Genomic DNA, 18,032 nt, shown 5'->3' on the forward strand with positions numbered 1-18,032 from the left:
TGATTTTTTGGCTACACCTTGCAAGCCTTGCTTGCCATAATTTTGGTAAAGCCTAAGCCAAAATTGTAAATTCGATTTACTTAATCCTTCTCGCTTTGCAAGGCTTCCAATACTGTCTTTACCTCGTAGAATAGTGGTTACTAGACGTAACTTAAAATTGAAATTATACTTCTGTTTTTTACTCATAAAAATGCCCCAAATAAGTGTCTAACTTTTTGGGGCATGTCTAATTTCAAGGCCTTTATTTTTATAAGTCAATGACGTATTCCAAAATTTTTCCCGGTTCTTGAAAATCTTCTATTGCCAGTTTTAGCTGTTGCGGCTTACCCCATTGTTTTTTCCATCCTGGCGTTTTTATGGTCAGTAATACCGGTTCATCTCTTGTTAAGAGATAATGCAGATAATTTTGACGGTCTTCTATGCGAACTACGACCTTGCCTATTTGCATGGAATGATACCACATAGGTTTTTCCTGTCCGTTGAGCAGACCACTGGCAAAGGTATTCATTTTGAATTCCCGTGGATTTTTGAGATAAGATTGTAAGTATAGCTCCACGATAGCAGTATCTCCGTTTGCCGACAGATGTACACTTTTGGTCCATACCTCAATCTCATTAATATCTATGGAATTTCTTTCCTTGGTATCTTGAGCATGGACACTTAGGCTGAGCGACAGGAAACCCACAAGAAAGAGGAAGCATCGTTTCATAGCTATTTTTAACGTAATCGGTCTGCCGATCGGATTAATTTTTCATCTTTTCGGATTCCTCCTAATGCCATGGCTAATAAGATTATCGCTACAGGCAATAGAAAGAAACCTACACCAATATTATTTGCTCCGAAGCTTTGGGAGATAAGTTGCAAGGTAGATGTAGCGGTGAAGTACATCCACACGCCCAACAGTACCACAAGCGCTATGGATAGATAGATTAATTTAATCTGCAATTTTCTGTTTTTGAATTGAAAGATGGTGATGAGAGGTACCAAGGCTACTACGATAGTACCCAATGTCTGTAGGATATTTTGTTTTACGGATTCATTGTTGACAGCAGAATATTCTCCAGTAACAAAAAGTTTTTTGCCTAGATCTTCTAAGTCGTAATTTAAGTAAGGGAAAATAAAAAGTCCTAAGATTACTACCGTTGCTAAAAGCAACCAAATTGTTTGAATGCGTTGTATCATATTGTTTCAATCTAATGACAGTAATACAAATATAGTATAAACCACAGAAATATGACTTTGTTCTATCATGACGAAGGCAGTATTTTTTTACCTTTGTTGTGTGAACGAGAAAAAAAGGTTTTTTTTGGAGATAGCCTATGATGGGACAGCCTATCATGGATGGCAGGTGCAGCCGAATGCTGTTTCCGTTCAGGAAAAATTAAACCAAGCCTTAAAGACTTTTTTGCGGGAGGAGGTAGAAACGGTGGGGGCAGGACGTACGGATACGGGCGTACATGCACGACAGCTCTATGTGCATTTCGATAGTGCGAATGGAATGCTTGTGGACGTTCCTGACAGAGCCTTGCTGGCTTTGAATGCCTTGTTGCCCTATGATATTGCGGTGAGAAGGATAATTCCTGTGTTGTCGGAGGCTCATGCTCGTTTTGATGCCACGGAACGTTCGTACGAATATCATATCCATCATCAGAAAGATCCGTTCTTAATCAATAAATCGTGGTTTGTGCGTGACGTGCCGGACGTAGAAAAGATGAATGAAGCTGCAAAGCTGTTGTTAGGAACCAAAGATTTTGCCTGCTTCAGCAAGTCCAACACACAGGTGTTTACTACTATCTGTACGATAAAGGAAGCCCGATGGGAACAAAAAGAAGGAAATCTTGTTTTCCATATTACGGCGGACCGTTTTTTGCGGAATATGGTGCGCGCTATTGTAGGTACCTTGTTGGAAATAGGGCTGAAGGGCAAGTCTATATCTTTTTTGACAGAAGTGTTGGAAAGTAAAAGTCGTTCGAAAGCAGGGGTTTCCGTGCCGGCGCATGGCTTATATTTAACACGTGTTGTTTATCCATATATTCAAGAGAGGTAAATTTTGAGAGAAGAAAAGATTTCGGGAAAGGCGTACGACAGTAAGCTGTTAAGTAGATTGACAAAGTATATGCGTCCCTACAGGACCATCTTTTGGGTGTCTGTAGTACTCACTATACTTTTGGCTGCTGTTGCTCCCGCCCTTCCTATGCTTATTGAATATACGCTGGACAATTACATCCTTACCGGTCGTTACGAAGGGCTTAACATGATGTTGTTGGTCATGCTGTTGTTGCTGGTAGCACAGACCGTAATTCGTTATTTTCATACATTGATGACCAACACCTTAGGACAGTCCGTCATACGCGACATACGTATTCAAGTATTTGAGCATATTACCAATCTACGTCTAAAATATTTTGATAATACCCCGATTGGGAGACTTATCACCCGAACGATTTCCGATTTGGAGACTATTGCTAATATTTTCTCTGAAGGACTGATTCAGATTATTGGAGATCTTTTACAGCTTGTAGTAATCTTAGGGGTCATGTTCTATACAGATTGGCGGCTGACACTTATTGTGCTTATACCTATGCCACTGATGATCGCTGCCACCTATGTTTTCAAAGAGGCAATGAAATCAGCCTTTCAAGGGGTGCGTCTATGGGTGTCCAATCTGAATACGTTCCTGCAGGAGCATATCTCCGGTATGGCTGTCATTCAATATTTTGCTCGAGAAGAGCAGGAGATGAAAAAGTTTGATGACATTAACAAGGAGCATAGAAATGCCCATATCCGAGCTAACTGGTATTTCTCTATTTTCTTTCCTGTTTTGGAAATTATCATCGCCATAGCTACAGGTTTGTTAGTATGGTATGGTTCCAAGCAGGTGTTGGCCGATGTGATATCTCCGGGTGTTGTGGTGGCCTTCCTGATGTATATCAATATGATCTTTCGTCCTATTCGTGAGCTTATCGATAAGTTTAACACCTTACAGATGGGCATGGTGTCTGCCGAACGTATTTTTGATGTCTTGGATACGGATGAGTTCACACCTAATTCCGGAACGTATCAACCTGAGCATATCCGGGGTGAGATTGAATTTAAGAATGTGTGGTTTGCCTACAATGATGATAAGTGGGTGTTGAAGGATGTCAGCTTCAAAGTGAAACCGGGAGAGACATTGGCATTGGTAGGAGCTACTGGCGCTGGTAAGTCCTCGACGATAAATATACTTAGTCGCTTCTACGAAATACAGAAAGGACAGATTTTGCTGGACGGCGTAGATATTAGAGACTATGAATTGTCGTTTCTGCGAAAACATATTGCCACAGTATTGCAGGATGTATTTCTGTTTTCAGACAGCGTAAGAAACAATATTACGTTGAGTAATAAGGAAATCACGGATGAACAGATTGTCGGTGCTGCCAAACGAGTGGGAGCATATGATTTCATCATGCGTCTTCCGGGAGGTTTTGATTATCAGGTACAGGAACGCGGAGCAACCTTATCTGCGGGACAAGCCCAGTTGGTTTCTTTTATTCGGGCTTTGGTACATGATCCTAGGATTCTTATTTTGGATGAGGCAACGTCTTCTATTGATACTGAAACAGAACTTCTCATCCAGTCGGCAATAGATAATCTCATGGAGGGAAGAACCTCTATAGTCATTGCTCATAGACTGTCAACGATTCAGAAAGCGGATAAGATTATTGTCCTGGATAAAGGGGAAATCAAGGAAATGGGATCCCATCAGGAATTGTTGGCACTGGACGGCTATTACAAGAAATTATACGATTTGCAGTTCTCTTCAGCGGGAATATGAGCAAACTGTTTATAAGAGCAAAAGGCCTGATAGTATCAGGCCTTTTGCTCTTTATGTTTATTTCTGGACTATTTCTCCTTTGGTGTTTATAAAAACAGAATTTTCCGCCCCTTGTTTATATACTTCTGCAAGTCCCTTTTCGAAAGGAGTTGCATATTCATATTGAAGAGGGATTATCACTTTTCCGTCTGCGTTGATAAATCCATATTTTTCATTTTGGATGACAATAAAGATTTCTTTCTCTTTGGCGTACATGATGTAATCAAAGGATGCTTTCTTATCTCCTTCCAAAGAGTATAGAGAATAACTGTCATCCTCTTCGCTAACAATAAAGCGGTTTTCGACTATTTCGACGATTGCAGGATATTGAAAAGGAACAACGGTCTTATTTTGTAGGTCTATGACTCCATATTTCCCGTCCTTGGTGGCTATGGCTCTTCCCTCATCACTAAAGAAGTTGATATATTCATATTCGTTTGGAATAAGTATTTTGCCTTGAAGGTTCATAATTCCGGCCTTCTCATCCAATGTGAATGCCAATGTTTTATCTTGCGGGTTGTAGGTCAAAGATTCATATTTTGGGGAAATGATGGATTTGCCATTGATGTCTATAAGTCCGTAGTAAGAGTTCTCGTCTATCACTACAGCCATGTCGTCCTCAAAAGTTTGAATGTAGGAAAACTGAGGGGCGAGGACTATTTTTCCTTCACTGTCTTTTATGCCATAAAGGTCTTTTTCTTCATCAAGGAAAGCCGTTCTGTTATCGGCCAAGAAATACTCTTTTTCTTTATCTGCGGTGGGGTCCATAGACAGGAAATCTCTTTCCAAAGGACTTTCTATTTGTGTGTAATGGTCAGGTATATCGAAGAGGTTGGGACTGTTGTCAATGGCCACTTTGTCAGCTGAGATGCCTATTCCCATAGTGGTTATTTCTAACGCTGCTCCAGGGATATTTTTCAGGTAATAGTATTCTCCCCAATATACAGAAGGTAATTTTTCTGTGTACCAGACTTCCAAAGTAATAGGCGTGTTAGGGGCCTCTTCCTCCTCAAAAATCATTTTGGCCAGCTTACAGGTGTAGCCTGCTATTTCTTTAGTTTGGTCAGTGAATTCAAAGGGAAGCTCATTGTCGGAATTTTCGAGTTCTTCCGCCAACGCTAAGGGCACATTTTCAGGTCTTTCGTTTTTATAGTACTGTGTTGAAGCAGGATAAACCAAATATTGAATATTGTTTTTTTTGTCGGTAAGTTCAAATTGATTAGAAGATAGATTACTTTGTGCCTTGACAAACTCTTTATTTCCCCAAACCTCTGCCAGCGGTTTATCATCCTCCTGAAAGACCTGAATCATCATTACTGCGGCAAGCAGCACTTTCTGAGATTCATTAAGATCTTCTTCGCTAAGCTCCATCAACTTAGGATCCACAACAAATCTATATTCTATTTTGTAGGTTGGATTCTGTTGGGCAAAGGAGTTTAATGAAAATAAAATTATGGCAACAAGTGATAAAATATTTTTCATAAAAATTTATTTTATCACAAATATGGCAAAAAGAAATAAATAAAGCTTCTTCTTTTTAAAGATATAAGGTTGATGTTATATGTCAGAAGCTTTAGATATTTTTCTGGATTGATTTTTTTGTTGTTTTTTAGGATTTCGTAGTGAAGGTGTGGGCCAGTACTACGTCCTGTATTTCCTAATAAACCAATAGGAGTTCCGGCTTCTACTTTTTGATTTTTATTTACCAACGGGCGGATGAGATGCGCATAGCGGGTTTCATATCCGTTTTTATGTTTGACTTTAACCACATAACCATAGTCACCTTCATAGCCTGCGAAAGTAACTTTTCCGTCTGCTGTTACACGTACGGGTTCTCCGATTTTGCCTTTAAAGTCTATGCCGGAATGCATTTCTCTTCCTCTATTGGTAAAAGGATTGCGGCGGTAGCCAAATCTAGAAGTTATGACACCTTGGTGTGGTCTTCCTAGCGGTGTGGTGGCCAATTTTTTTTCTACCTCCAGCACTAAGTTGGTGTAATATTCACTAAGAAGAGATATATCCCCATTGTCTTCTTCTACTGGTCCACCACTGTTAGCAAGGGGTAAGGTTTTAAGTCCTCGTTTCTGCATCTTTTTATTTATGATGGATATAGTAGAGTCTATTTTGTTAAGCGTTTTTTTGACGTCAGAAATTTCTTTTTCATTTTCTAGCTGAGTGGTACTTATACTTTTGCTTTTTTCATACAGCTGTCGAAATACCTCTGCGTACTTTTTGTCAAGTTCTCGAGCTTTTTTTTGTGCGGAAAGATGAGCTATGATGCCTACGGTGAGGATGATAGCAGCTATTGAAGATAGTAAGATTGTTTTCCAATATTTGATGACGACGGTAGGTATTTCTAAACATTTATTTTTATTACCTTCTATACTGATTTGTACAGATGAATTTTTTTTTAAACATTAACCTTGTTTGTTTTATAGTAAATTTTTTATAGGCGAAAGCAAAAGTACAAAATTATTCCTCTAATATTCAACTTGTTGTTGTTGAGAATCAATGCGTTGGTGTTAAATTGTGTTAAAAATATGTGATATTTGCGTATGTCTTTTGCACAAAAGTTGTTGTCTTGGTATGCAGAAAATGGGCGTGATTTGCCTTGGAGAAACACAAAAGATCCTTATATCATCTGGCTTTCGGAAATTATCCTTCAGCAGACTAGGGTGGAACAGGGAATGCCGTATTTTTATCGATTTGTGGAAGCTTTTCCTACCGTAGAGGCTTTTGCTAGAGCCGAAGAGGAAGAGGTTTTGCGATTATGGCAGGGGTTAGGATACTATTCGAGGGCACGTAATATGCATAAGGCCGCAAAGATGGTAATGGAGTTATATGGAGGGGAGTTTCCTGCGGCTTATGATAAGGTAATTAAGCTATCCGGTGTGGGAGAATATACGGCTTCTGCTATAGCTTCCTTTTCTGCGGGCGAGAAAAGAGCTGTATTGGACGGCAATTGTTTTTCGTGTTTTGAGTAGATATCTAGCTATTGATGTGCCGATAAATACTACGCAGGGTAAGAAAGTCTTTTCAGAAGTTGCTGCAGAGATGATGTCTGCTGAGCAGCCCGGTTTATATAATCAGGCTATAATGGATTTTGGGGCTATGGTATGTAAGCCTAAAGGTCCGGTGTGCTTCTCCTGCATCTTTCGTTATGAGTGTGCTGCCCTGCAGCAGGGCGTGGTGAGTGCGCTGCCCAAGAAGATTAAGGGCAAAGCTAGTAGAAACCGCTATTTCAACTATTTTATCATTAGAGAATGAAAATGGCATCCTCATGTCCCAGCGTCCTGAAGGAGATGTGTGGGCTAATCTCTTTGAGTTTCCGCTGATAGAGACCGAGCAGCTATTGACACAGGAAGAACTGGTGGAAACCGATGCGTTTAAACAACATTTTGGCTCTTCAGAAGTGTATCAAATCGGAAAAACTGTCAAACATGTCTTGAGTCATCAGAATATTTTTGCTAACTTTTATAGGATAATAAAACCAGTTGATTTGGAGCAAAAAAAAGCGAATTGGTGTTATTATAATTCGGAAAATTTAGATAAATTAGCTAAGCATAAACTTATTTTCACGTTTATCGATAAGTATATGTTAAACTAATCAATTAATAAACTCTAAATTATTATGTCGAGCGTTAACAAAGTTATTCTAGTAGGACACTTGGGCAAAGATCCTGAATTGCGCTATCTTGAAGGAAATGTGAGTGTAGCAAGCTTTCCGTTGGCAACGTCGGAAACTTTTAACAAAGATGGCAAAAAAGTGGAGCAGACCGAATGGCACAATATCGTAATGTGGAGAGGACTGGCTGATGTTGCTGCCAAATATCTTTCTAAAGGAAGATTAGTATATATCGAAGGTAAATTACGAACACGCTCTTATGAAGATAAAGAGGGTATAAGAAGATATACTACGGAGGTTGTGGCTGAAAGCTTCAATATTCTTGGCAGACGTTCGGACTTTGAGGGGCCTAACACGCAGCAGGGAGGCTCCAACGCGGGGGCGGCACAGAGTGCAACAGCTCCATCGAATACAAATACCACTAATGAAGGACAGCAGATTTCCGAACAGTCGGTTGATTTTACAGAAAATGAGGGAGATGACGGTCTTCCATTTTAAGCTGTGCTAGCAAATTTTTTGAATAACCTTTCTCCAAAAGTTTATTTTTTGCCGTATCTTTGAATATTATGTTGCAAGATAAGATAGCGCAGTATACGAAAGAGGTTGAACAGTTTGCACCGGCATCTGCTGCTGATGTAGAAAGTTTCCGATTGAAATTTTTAGTTTCAAAAGGTATTATCAAAGAATTGTTTGAAGAGTTCAAGACTGTTTCGCCTGAAGAGAAGAGGACTTTAGGTAAAGTTTTGAATGAGCTGAAACAGTTGGCTGAAGCGAAATTTCAGGAGGCTCAATCTCAATTTGCTCATACTGCAAAAGTTCATAAAAGAGAGGAAGAAGATTTAACACTTCCTGGAGAAGGATTTCAACTTGGGTCTCGTCACCCGCTGTCGTTGGTGCGTAAAGAGATTGTAGAGATATTTAAAAAATTGGGCTTCGTGGTTGCTGAAGGTCCAGAAATCGAAGATGACTGGCACAACTTCTCGGCTTTGAACTTCCCTCCGGAACACCCTGCCCGTGATATGCAGGACACCTTCTTCATTAAGAAGCAGGAAGGCAACGACATTGCTTTACGTACGCATACTTCATCGGTTCAGGTGCGTCTAATGGAGGCAGGAAAGCCGCCATTCAGAGCTATCATGCCGGGACGTGTATACCGCAATGAGGCTATCTCAGCACGTGCTCACTGTTTCTTCCATCAGGTAGAAGGACTTTATGTAGATGAGAACGTTTCTTTTGCTGACCTGAAGCAGACCTTGTTCCACTTTGTGCAAGAGCTTTTTGGTGAGGGCACAAAAGTGCGTTTCCGTCCTTCGTATTTCCCTTTCACAGAACCATCGGCAGAGATGGACATCTCTTGTACAATCTGTAAAGGCGATGGATGTAACCTATGTAAAGGGTCCGGATGGGTAGAAATTTTGGGATGCGGAATGGTAGATCCTAACGTATTGGAAAACTGTGGTATAGACAGCAAGAAATATTCGGGATTTGCCTTTGGTATGGGTATTGAACGTATTACCAACCTTAAATACGAAATTAAAGATTTACGTCTTTTCTCGGAGAATGACGTACGTTTCTTATCCCAATTTGAGACAGAGATTATTTAGATGATTCCTATAAAACAGATTGCATCCCTGGTTTTTGTGATATTGTTTATCAGTTGTAAAAAATCGGGATGCAATTTTGTTTCTAACATAATTGTAAACAAAACATTAACACTTGAAAAGAGCCTGATAGTATCCAAAGCACAGGGATGGGTGTATGATGAAGGAGGTCGTTGCGGCCTTATCTTGTACAATAATGGGGATAGGGTACTGGCATTTGATCGCTGTGCTTCAGAAGATTCTTATTTGAACAATAAATTGGAAGTAGAGGGGATGGAAGCTGTGGATCCCTTGTCAGGAGCGCGATGGTTGTTATATGATGGTTCTCCTTCTTATCTTGCCGAATGCCCCTTATATCAGTATCGGGTGATGAAGAGCGGGAATCTATATGTGATTAGCAATTGAATATGAGCCCGGAAGACGTTGTATTATCAATCAAAAGAGCTGCCCGAGAGTTGTTCCGCAAGTACGGATACAATAAGACTAACATGAACCAGCTGGCCAAGCAGGCACATATTTCCAAAGCTACTGTTTATAAATTTTTTCCATCCAAAGAGCTTATCCTCCATGAAGTGCTGATGGACTACATCCGCGAAAATGTGGAAGATATCCTGTCATTACGGGTGCAGGGAGAAGATCTTGCTTCATTTCTGATGTCCACCATTCTCAAAGTCAGCCGCGTTACTTATACCGTATGTAATGAATTTGTGGGATGGGAATTCATCCGTGAATCTACCAATGCCCAGGAGTATCTCAAAACGTTGTCCGACGACCTCGAGTTTCTACTTTTGAGTTCATTCATCAAGAATGAGATTATAGCCTCCACAGTGCCGGAGGAGAAACTTACCTTTCTCATCAAATCCAGCAAAAACATAGTGTTTTCCTTTGCCTTCACAGCTGTTACGGAGGCTGATGTACGCAAAAATTTCATTTCTTTCCAGAAAGAAATACTACCTTATCTTGTGGAAGCTACTTTAGCATAGATGCTGTGCTAATTCCTTAATTGCGATTAAAAAGTGTATTTTTGTACCCTATGGGCAGAAGAATACCGCAAGACAAAAAATTCCTTCAAAATATTGAAATAATTGATATTGCTGAAGAGGGCAAAGGTGTTGGTAGACACGACGAATTGGTACTTTTCATTGAAAAAGCTATCCCGGGCGATGTGGTTGAAGTAGAGCTCCGGCGTAAGAAGAAGAACTTTGCTGAAGGTAGGGTTACTTCTATCGTAAAGGATTCTCCTTATCGTATTGAGCCTTTCTGTCCGCATTTTGGGGTGTGTGGGGGATGCAAGTGGCAGCACATGAGCTATGAGGCCCAATTAAAGTTCAAACAGCAATATGTGGATAATGCGTTGAGTCGCATAGGTAAGGTAGACACATCGTCTATGGAGGATATCCTAGGCTCGGAGCAGACTACCTATTACCGCAATAAGTTGGAGTTTACTTTTTCCAACAAGAGATGGCTTACCAGTCAGGATGAGGTTGTGACACCGGAAACCTTGAACGCTTTAGGTTTCCATGTGCCGGGGCGCTTCGACAAGATATTGGATATCAAGCACTGTTACCTTCAGCAAGATCCTTCCAACGACTTACGAAACAGCATCAAGGAGTTTGCTGTCGCCAACGGCATCAGCTTCTATGACCTTCGTCAGCATGAAGGGGCATTGCGTAATCTGATTATACGCACATCCTCAACGGGTGAAATTATGGTTATTGTGGTGTTTGCCTATCCGGAAGAGGGGCAGATTGAGCAGCTTATGGATTTTGTGGCTCAAAAGTTTCCTGCCATCACCTCTTTGCTCTATATCGTCAACCAGAAACGGAACGACACCATCTTTGACCAAGAAATATATGTGTATAAGGGAAGAGATTATATCTTCGAGGAGATGGAAGGACTTAAATTTAAGGTTGGACCTAAGTCCTTTTATCAGACTAATTCGAAGCAGGCTTACGAGCTTTATAAAATAGCGCGTGAGTTTGCAGACCTTAAGGGTGATGAGCTGGTGTACGACCTCTATACCGGTGCCGGCACCATCGCCAACTTTGTAGCTAAATATGCTAAAGAGGTCGTGGGAGTAGAATATGTTCCTTCGGCGATAGAAGACGCCAAGATTAATTCTGAGATTAACGGAATTACCAACACGAAATTTTATGCCGGAGATATGAAAGACGTGCTTACAGCTGAGTTTGTGGCAGAGCACGGTAAGCCGGATGTAGTGATTACCGACCCTCCAAGGGCAGGGATGCATGCTGATGTGGTAAACCGTATCTTGGAAATGGAGGCGCCAAAAGTGGTATATGTAAGCTGTAATGCCGCCACACAAGCCCGCGATCTAGAAATGCTTTCGGCCAAGTATGAGGTGGCACGCATCAAGCCGGTGGATATGTTCCCTCAGACGCAACATGTCGAAAATGTAGGTACTATTAAAATTAAAAAAGTAAGATGGATCTTTCGGAATTATTGAACCTTAGTGGAAATGTGTCCGGCTCGGACGGACAGCCTGCCAGTAAGCCAAGTCCTTTGCAAAGCCTTAAAGTGGATTTGGATTTCTACAGTGACTCCATCAAAGAGATGGCTGATGAGATGATTGCAGAAAAATATACGGACAAGCCCATTTTTATCGCTACGCAGCATGAGGTTACCATAGGTGAGCTGATGCTGGATAAAAAAGAGCTTAGCACCAATTGGTCTATCTATGCTTCTTCCGTGGAGGAATTCTTAGAAAGAGGTATTATCCAAGAGTCCAAAAAATCCGTCTTCGAGAAAAGTTATAAAGATCCAAAGCGATACATGTGTGTGTTTGTCGTGGTGCCTGAAGGAGCAAATTATGTGTTCTATCCTTATAGGTAAACTTTAAAACTTTTTAACAAAACTTAGTCCAATAAATTGATTACTTTAGATGTCAATGAAAAGGATTTTAGCATACATATTCGTGGCATTGGCGCTGCTTCTGTTCGTCCAACAGGTGGAAGCGCAGGTGTCGGAATTGCCTAAAGTATCGGGACTGGTTTTGGAGAAAGGTACAGGCAAACGAATATCAGACGTTAACGTTGTAAACACAAGAACCAAGCGTGTAGTATTTACTAACGCTTTTGGTGTCTTTTATATAGAAGCTGCTGTAGGAGATACGCTGTCTATCACCAAAGTAGGATATGGACCGTTGAAGACAGTCATCTATTCAAACGATGATATCCTTTTAGAGATGCAGCCGGGCATCATGTTGGAGGAGGTTGTCATAGCCCGTCGCTCCAAACGCCAGGATATGGAAGATATCTTACGCGATTATTCTAAAAAGGGAATTTATAATGGAGGCAAAAATAACGCTAGGAACCTACCTCAATAGTCCTGCCACTGCCCTGTACAACCTTTTCGGTAAAGATGCTAAGAATATGAAACGCTTCGAAAAATTTATGAGCAGGGAATTGGACGCCATGGCTGTAGACCGGATTTTCAATAAAGAAGCGGTCACAAAAGTTACGGGCCTGCAAGGGGAGGAACTAGAACATTTTATGGAGTTGTATCGTCCTACGTATGATCAGGTAAGTAAATGGGGGCAGTACGATTTACTCGAATACATCAACAAATCCTTCAAGGCTTGGGACGCCAATGGCAGACCGGCACCAGAGAAGCTGCCTAAATTAGAGATTCCGCCACAAAACAATTAATATTCTTGTTTGTTGAAATAAATACATTAGAATATTGGCACTACCTTTGTTTCAAAATTCTATGAAAAACGTTTAGTAGGAAATTTGATAAACATTATAAGTATGAAAGTGAATAGAAAATTAGCAGTATATGGTCTGTCATTGGCTACATCTGCAATGTTGTTGGCAAGCTGTGAAACTATACAAAATACTAGTAACACAACTAAGGGAGCGGTAATCGGTACTACTGCTGGTGCAGGTATCGGTGCTTTGATAGGTAGTAAGGCAGGTAACACTGCTATCGGTGCTATTGCTGGGGCTGCATCGGTGGAGCTGCAGGTACGTTAATTGGTAAACGTATGGACAAGCAGGCCAAAGAAATCGAAAATACCGTTGCAGGTGCAGAGGTTGAGCAAGTAGGGGAAGGAATTTTGGTGAAATTTGACTCAGGAATCTTGTTCGACTTTAACAGCACAGCTTTGAAAAGCAATGCCAAATCCAATATTGCTAAGCTTGTTGAGACATTAAACAAAGAACCTGACACAGAAATTTTGGTATTAGGTCATACGGATAATGTAGGTACTCTGGCTGCCAACCAAAAGGTTTCAGAGGGTAGAGCAAAAGCAGTAAGAGATTATGCTGTAGCACAAGGATTGGCAAGCAGCCGTATCAGAACTGAAGGTAAAAACTATTCGGAGCCTATCGCTTCTAACGATACTGAAGAAGGACGTGCATTAAACCGTCGTGTGGAAATCGTTATCGTTGCCAGCAAAAAAATGCAAGAAGAAGCTAAACGCATGGCAAATCAATAAGATTAGTATAAAGACTTGGTTTAAGAGGGCGTCGGCAATTTCCGTCGCCTTTCTTTTTTATAAATGTTAAAATATCGTAAGCTCTGACATTCTGTCACAGATTTTAATATTTTATTTATAAATTTGTAGTCTTTTATATTAAGCTATGTTAGATTTATTACATACTACTAAGACACACGATGAGTCTCGTCAGGGAGAGGCTGTGGAGCTAGCGCCTACAGGCAAGTCTGACGGTAGAAAACTATATATCGAAAGCTACGGTTGTCAGATGAACTTCTCTGATAGCGAAATCGTAGCTTCTATATTGATCGATCAGGGGTTTGAAACGACGAAAGACTATAAAGAGGCCGATGTAGTATTCATCAATACGTGTTCTATTCGTGAGAATGCCGAGCAGCGTGTTCGTAACCGCTTGAAAGAGTTTGAGGCGGCAAAAAATAGAAAGCCAGGCATGATCGTCGGCGTATTGGGCTGTATGGCAGAACGCCTTAAATCCAAGTTCTTAGAAGAAGAAAAGTTAGTAGATATTGTGGTAGGTCCGGATGCCTACAGAGATCTTCCAAACCTTATCAATAAGGTGGAAGAAGGGCATAAGGCCGTTAATGTGTTGTTGTCTAGAGAAGAGACCTATGCGGATATCAGTCCGGTACGTCTGAACTCAAACGGTGTTACGGCTTTTATCTCTATTATGAGAGGCTGTGACAATATGTGTTCGTTTTGTGTCGTTCCTTTTACGCGGGGTCGTGAACGCAGCAGGGATGCCGCGTCCATCGTGAAGGAAGCGCAGGATCTGTTTAACGCGGGCTATCGTGAGGTGACCCTATTGGGGCAAAACGTGGACTCATACAAGTACACGCCAAAAGTAGAGGAAGGTCAGGAGCCTCAGCCTACAATAAATTTCGCTAAGCTGTTGGAAATGGTAGCGCAGGTAAGTCCTGATTTGCGTGTTCGCTTCTCTACCTCACATCCTAAAGATATTACGGATGAGGTGTTGTATACCATGGCAAAATATGAGAATATATGTAAATATATACACTTGCCGGTTCAGTCTGGTAACTCGCGCATTTTGAAGTTGATGAACCGTACCTACGACAGAGAGTGGTATATGGAACGTGTGGATGCTATCCGCCGTATCATTCCGGAGTGTGCGATTTCTACGGATATTATCACCGGCTTCTGTACAGAAACGGAAGAAGAACATGCTGACACTTTATCCATGATGGATTATGTGAAGTATGACTTCGCTTACATGTTTGCTTATTCAGAACGTCCGGGAACATTGGCTGCAAAACGCTATGAGGATGATATTCCTGAAGAAGTTAAAAAGCGTCGTCTTACAGAGGTGGTAAACAAACAGCTTGAACATAGTTTGGAACGTATCCAACAGTATGTGGGTAAAGTTCAGAAAGTTTTGATAGAAGGTTATTCAAAACGTTCGGACAGCGACTACTGCGGCCGTAATGACCAAAATACTATGGTGGTTTTCCCGGTAGATCCGCGTTTCAAAGTAGGAGATTACGTAAATGTGCTTGGTGAAAGCTGTACGTCAGCTACTTTGATCGGAAGGATTGTTGACTAACGTTAAACTGGGGAGGTAACAGTGGACATTCAAGACATCAAAAATAGATTTGGTATTATTGGTAACTCACCGTTACTAAATCGTGCTATAGACATTGCGCGTCAGGTGGCACCAACAGATATTTCTGTGCTTATCCAAGGGGAGAGCGGTTCCGGTAAGGAAGTTTTTTCCCAGATTATACATCACCTGAGTGCGCGTAAGCATGGACCTTTCATCGCTGTAAACTGCGGTGCTATTCCTGAAGGAACCATCGATTCGGAGCTTTTCGGACACGAAAAGGGGGCGTTCACGGGAGCTCATGAGTCTCGCAAAGGATACTTTGAAGTGGTGGACGGCGGTACAATCTTTTTGGATGAGGTGGGAGAGATGCCGTTGAGTACGCAAGCCCGTCTGCTACGTATCTTAGAGACAGGAGAATATATACGTGTAGGATCTTCGAAAGTGCAGAAGACCAACGTACGCGTGGTGGCGGCGACCAACGTGGATGTCTATGAGGCTGTACAGCGTGGAAAGTTCCGTGAAGACCTTTACTATCGTTTGAATACTGTTCCTTTACGTATCCCTCCATTGCGGGAACGAAAAGAAGATATCTATCTGCTGTTCCGTAAGTTTGTCGTGGACTTTTCGGACAAATATCGCACACCTGGGGTGCAGCTCACTCCGGATGCGCAGGAGCTGCTGATTAACTACTCATGGCCGGGCAACGTAAGACAGCTGAAAAATATTGCCGAGCAGATTGCTATCCTAGAGAAAGAAAGAACTATTGATGCAGCTATATTAAGCCGTTATATTCCGGCAGAGCAACCCACTTCGACATTACCTATGTTTGTCAAGGAGCAATCTAAGGAGGATTTCTCCGAGCGGGATATCCTTTATAAGGTTCTTTTTGACATGAAAAAGGATATGGTGGAACTTAAGAAGCTAGTCGTAGAGCTTATCCAAAATGGCGTCAATGCGGCATCATTTGATCATAATGCCAAGTATATCAATAAGCTATATAACGAGGTGAATCCTTCCAATCAGCTTTATTCGCGTGAAGGCAGTGGCGTGACGCCTACCATTATCCATAATCCTGCTGTGAATTCTACTACGCCATCCAACTACGTTTCTCTGGATACATTGGACGCGGAAGAGGTAGAAGAGTCGCTATCGTTGGTGGAGAAGGAATCCGATCTTATTAAGAAAGCGTTGAAGAAGCACAAAGGGAAGCGGAAAGCCGCCGCACAGGAGTTGGGAATTTCCGAAAGAACTTTATATAGAAAAATAAAAGACTTAAATTTAGATTAGACTATAGTTTATGACACGAAAAGGCAACAACGTACGTTTCGCTTTCTTTTTTGTCCTGCTCTTGAGCGTAGTGGCAAGCTGTGGCGTAAAGTATAGTTTTTCCGGGGGTTCTATCCCTAAAGATATGAAGACCTATTCGGTCTTATATTTCGAAAATCTGGCACCTATGGTATACCCTACGTTGAGTCAGAATTTTACCGAAGCGTTGAAGGAGCGTATCCGTACACAATCCTCCTTAAGCCAGGTGAACAACGACGGGGACGCCATCTTTGAAGGGGTAATTACCAATTATACAATCACCCCGGCATCCATAGGAGCTGGAAACAACGATAGAGCACAAAATAGTAGACTGAGCATTACTGTTAAGGTAAAATATACCAATAAGCTGGACCTACAGGGGAGAGCAACTTTGAAGAGAGTTTTACGCAGTTTAAAGAATTTCCGGGCTCGGACGTGACGGCCTATGAGGCACAGCTGAATCAGGAAATTATTAAAATGCTTACGGAGGATATTTTTAACAGAGCATTCGCTAACTGGTAATCCGTTGATATGATGACAAGCTTAAACAACTCTTATCCTTCTATGTATAAGCAGGCCCTGCAAGACCCTACAAGTCTTTCCGAAGAAGATATTTTAGCTCTACTGATAAAATATCCTTATTCGCAGCCGCTGATTTTTGCTTACGAGCGTCGCAAGAAGCTTGTACAGGAAGAGTCTCATAACAAGAATCTGGCCTTGCTTTACGCTAATGATGAGGGGTGGTTATGGAATTATGTGCACAAGCCTGTAATGAAGGAGGAACAAGCTGTTGTGGTGGAAGAGAATACGGAGTCTACCGTAGAGGAAGAGACAGTGGTAGAAGATATTGTCCTCTCAGAAGAAGAACCGGTAATTGAGGTGCCGACGCAGGAAGAGGAAGAGAATGCCGACCTGCAAGAGTTGGAGAAGTTAGTGCAGGGAGGACGTGTCGTCAGCGATTATTTTGTTTTTGAAGAATTAGAAAACAAGAGTGAGGAAGAGAAAGAGAGTAATCCGGAACCTAAACAGAAGCTGACCTTTCTTACCGATAAGATTGAAAAGGATAATATTACCCTTTACAACGACGAGCTGATGCCTTATAGCTTCCGTTGGTGGTTGCACAAAACCCGTTTGGAGCACGCTGATACCTATCAGCCATATGCTGTAGGAAACCTGCCTTTTCCGTTCCAGTCGAAAGGACCAGTAGATTTTGGGGTAATTGAAGAGGCTATACTGGATCAGCAAATCAAAGAAAATATCATCAATCTGCAGGATCCGGAAGAGAAGCTTAGCAAAGAAGTCAAAAAGAAGCCGGTGCTTCCTACAACCGCCGAAAAAGAGCGCCGAGATTATAGAAGAAATTTATACAGAAAGATCCTATCATCCAGCCTCCATCACCGGAAAATATCAATAATGAAAATAATGGCGCGTCAGAGCGCGGAAGACAATTATACTCTTGTGACAGAGACGTTAGCCAAGATATATGCAAATCAAGGATTGTATCTGAAAGCCAATTGAAGTTTTCAAAAAATTAATTTTGAAATATCCAGAAAAAAAAAATCGTATTTTGCGGGCCAAATTGAAGAATTAGAAAAGAATTTATAAAGTAT

The 18,032-nt window shown here is 41.4% G+C and carries 24 protein-coding genes; 19 read left to right on the forward strand and 5 right to left on the reverse strand.

Annotated features, from left to right (window positions below):
* The 3 genes from SD31_RS11785 to SD31_RS11795 all read right to left on the reverse strand — a co-directional run.
* Positions 1 to 186 (reverse strand): transposase (locus SD31_RS11785; protein WP_039054274.1); only part of this gene is annotated, 186 nt, incomplete at its 3' end.
* 61 nt (positions 187 to 247) lie between these two features.
* A complete protein-coding gene (locus SD31_RS11790; protein WP_156138347.1) occupies positions 248 to 709 on the reverse strand; it encodes a hypothetical protein in 462 nt (153 codons plus the stop codon).
* A gap of 8 nt (positions 710 to 717) precedes the next feature.
* A complete protein-coding gene (locus SD31_RS11795; protein WP_039054275.1) occupies positions 718 to 1,182 on the reverse strand; it encodes a DUF4293 domain-containing protein in 465 nt (154 codons plus the stop codon).
* A gap of 100 nt (positions 1,183 to 1,282) precedes the next feature.
* Here SD31_RS11795 and truA point away from each other — a divergent pair, with 100 nt between their 5' ends.
* Together truA and SD31_RS11805 are read left to right on the forward strand one after the other, a co-directional pair.
* Positions 1,283 to 2,047, forward strand: a complete 765-nt coding sequence (gene truA, locus SD31_RS11800) for a tRNA pseudouridine(38-40) synthase TruA (protein WP_039054276.1) — start codon at positions 1,283 to 1,285, stop codon at positions 2,045 to 2,047.
* Between the two features lie 69 nt (positions 2,048 to 2,116).
* Positions 2,117 to 3,814: an ABC transporter ATP-binding protein gene (locus tag SD31_RS11805; protein WP_410528262.1), complete on the forward strand. Its 1,698-nt coding sequence runs from the start codon at positions 2,117 to 2,119 to the stop codon at positions 3,812 to 3,814.
* A gap of 57 nt (positions 3,815 to 3,871) precedes the next feature.
* On the opposite strand, the gene SD31_RS11810 is transcribed toward SD31_RS11805, so the two are convergent.
* Positions 3,872 to 5,335, reverse strand: a complete 1,464-nt coding sequence (locus SD31_RS11810; protein ID WP_039054278.1) for a WG repeat-containing protein — start codon at positions 5,333 to 5,335, stop codon at positions 3,872 to 3,874.
* A 14-nt stretch (positions 5,336 to 5,349) separates the two neighbouring features.
* Complete coding sequence (locus tag SD31_RS15565; protein WP_052259012.1) at positions 5,350 to 5,943, reverse strand: M23 family metallopeptidase; 594 nt, start codon at positions 5,941 to 5,943, stop codon at positions 5,350 to 5,352.
* A 465-nt stretch (positions 5,944 to 6,408) separates the two neighbouring features.
* Here SD31_RS15565 and SD31_RS19280 point away from each other — a divergent pair, with 465 nt between their 5' ends.
* The 17 genes from SD31_RS19280 (at position 6,409) to SD31_RS11880 (ending at position 17,940) form a co-directional block, all read left to right on the forward strand.
* On the forward strand, positions 6,409 to 6,837 hold the full coding sequence (locus tag SD31_RS19280) for a hypothetical protein (protein WP_231561530.1): 429 nt from the start codon (positions 6,409 to 6,411) through the stop codon (positions 6,835 to 6,837).
* Complete coding sequence (locus SD31_RS19285; RefSeq protein WP_231561532.1) at positions 6,830 to 7,120, forward strand: hypothetical protein; 291 nt, start codon at positions 6,830 to 6,832, stop codon at positions 7,118 to 7,120. The genes SD31_RS19280 and SD31_RS19285 overlap by 8 nt, the downstream gene beginning before the upstream one ends.
* Positions 7,121 to 7,133: 13 nt before the next feature.
* Positions 7,134 to 7,460, forward strand: coding sequence for an NUDIX domain-containing protein (locus SD31_RS19290; RefSeq protein ID WP_231561534.1), 327 nt, complete (start codon positions 7,134 to 7,136; stop codon positions 7,458 to 7,460).
* A 24-nt stretch (positions 7,461 to 7,484) separates the two neighbouring features.
* Positions 7,485 to 7,976, forward strand: a complete 492-nt coding sequence (locus SD31_RS11825; RefSeq protein WP_039054279.1) for a single-stranded DNA-binding protein — start codon at positions 7,485 to 7,487, stop codon at positions 7,974 to 7,976.
* 68 nt (positions 7,977 to 8,044) lie between these two features.
* Positions 8,045 to 9,082 (forward strand): phenylalanine--tRNA ligase subunit alpha, encoded by a 1,038-nt coding sequence (pheS, locus tag SD31_RS11830; RefSeq protein ID WP_039054280.1) that lies wholly within the window; start codon positions 8,045 to 8,047, stop codon positions 9,080 to 9,082.
* Positions 9,083 to 9,484 carry a hypothetical protein gene (locus tag SD31_RS11835; protein ID WP_052259013.1) on the forward strand — a complete coding sequence of 134 codons (402 nt, stop codon included), beginning with the start codon at positions 9,083 to 9,085 and terminating at the stop codon, positions 9,482 to 9,484. It abuts the gene before it with no gap.
* 2 nt (positions 9,485 to 9,486) lie between these two features.
* A complete protein-coding gene (locus SD31_RS11840) occupies positions 9,487 to 10,062 on the forward strand; it encodes a TetR/AcrR family transcriptional regulator (RefSeq protein ID WP_039054281.1) in 576 nt (191 codons plus the stop codon).
* Positions 10,063 to 10,112: 50 nt separating this feature from the next.
* Complete coding sequence (gene rlmD / locus SD31_RS11845) at positions 10,113 to 11,546, forward strand: 23S rRNA (uracil(1939)-C(5))-methyltransferase RlmD (protein ID WP_039054282.1); 1,434 nt, start codon at positions 10,113 to 10,115, stop codon at positions 11,544 to 11,546.
* Entirely contained in the window at positions 11,525 to 11,932 is a 408-nt protein-coding gene (locus SD31_RS11850) for a hypothetical protein (RefSeq protein WP_039054283.1), read from the forward strand. Before rlmD ends, SD31_RS11850 begins: the two co-directional genes overlap by 22 nt.
* A gap of 55 nt (positions 11,933 to 11,987) precedes the next feature.
* Positions 11,988 to 12,425 (forward strand): carboxypeptidase-like regulatory domain-containing protein, encoded by a 438-nt coding sequence (locus tag SD31_RS19295; RefSeq protein WP_231561535.1) that lies wholly within the window; start codon positions 11,988 to 11,990, stop codon positions 12,423 to 12,425.
* A complete protein-coding gene (locus SD31_RS19300; protein ID WP_231561536.1) occupies positions 12,388 to 12,747 on the forward strand; it encodes a hypothetical protein in 360 nt (119 codons plus the stop codon). The genes SD31_RS19295 and SD31_RS19300 overlap by 38 nt, the downstream gene beginning before the upstream one ends.
* A 102-nt stretch (positions 12,748 to 12,849) precedes the next feature.
* Positions 12,850 to 13,074 carry a hypothetical protein gene (locus tag SD31_RS19305; RefSeq protein WP_231561537.1) on the forward strand — a complete coding sequence of 75 codons (225 nt, stop codon included), beginning with the start codon at positions 12,850 to 12,852 and terminating at the stop codon, positions 13,072 to 13,074.
* A gap of 11 nt (positions 13,075 to 13,085) precedes the next feature.
* A complete protein-coding gene (locus tag SD31_RS11860; protein WP_231561538.1) occupies positions 13,086 to 13,538 on the forward strand; it encodes an OmpA family protein in 453 nt (150 codons plus the stop codon).
* 145 nt (positions 13,539 to 13,683) lie between these two features.
* A complete protein-coding gene (miaB, locus tag SD31_RS11865; protein ID WP_039054284.1) occupies positions 13,684 to 15,117 on the forward strand; it encodes a tRNA (N6-isopentenyl adenosine(37)-C2)-methylthiotransferase MiaB in 1,434 nt (477 codons plus the stop codon).
* A gap of 21 nt (positions 15,118 to 15,138) precedes the next feature.
* Positions 15,139 to 16,404 carry a sigma-54-dependent Fis family transcriptional regulator gene (locus tag SD31_RS11870; protein WP_039054285.1) on the forward strand — a complete coding sequence of 422 codons (1,266 nt, stop codon included), beginning with the start codon at positions 15,139 to 15,141 and terminating at the stop codon, positions 16,402 to 16,404.
* 10 nt (positions 16,405 to 16,414) lie between these two features.
* A complete protein-coding gene (locus tag SD31_RS11875) occupies positions 16,415 to 16,861 on the forward strand; it encodes an LptE family protein (protein WP_316929866.1) in 447 nt (148 codons plus the stop codon).
* A gap of 92 nt (positions 16,862 to 16,953) precedes the next feature.
* Entirely contained in the window at positions 16,954 to 17,940 is a 987-nt protein-coding gene (locus SD31_RS11880; protein WP_039054286.1) for a hypothetical protein, read from the forward strand.
* Positions 17,941 to 18,032 lie beyond the last annotated feature (92 nt).

It is taken from the genome of Sphingobacterium sp. T2, from assembly GCF_000814685.1.
Taxonomy (GTDB): domain Bacteria; phylum Bacteroidota; class Bacteroidia; order Sphingobacteriales; family Sphingobacteriaceae; genus Sphingobacterium; species Sphingobacterium thermophilum.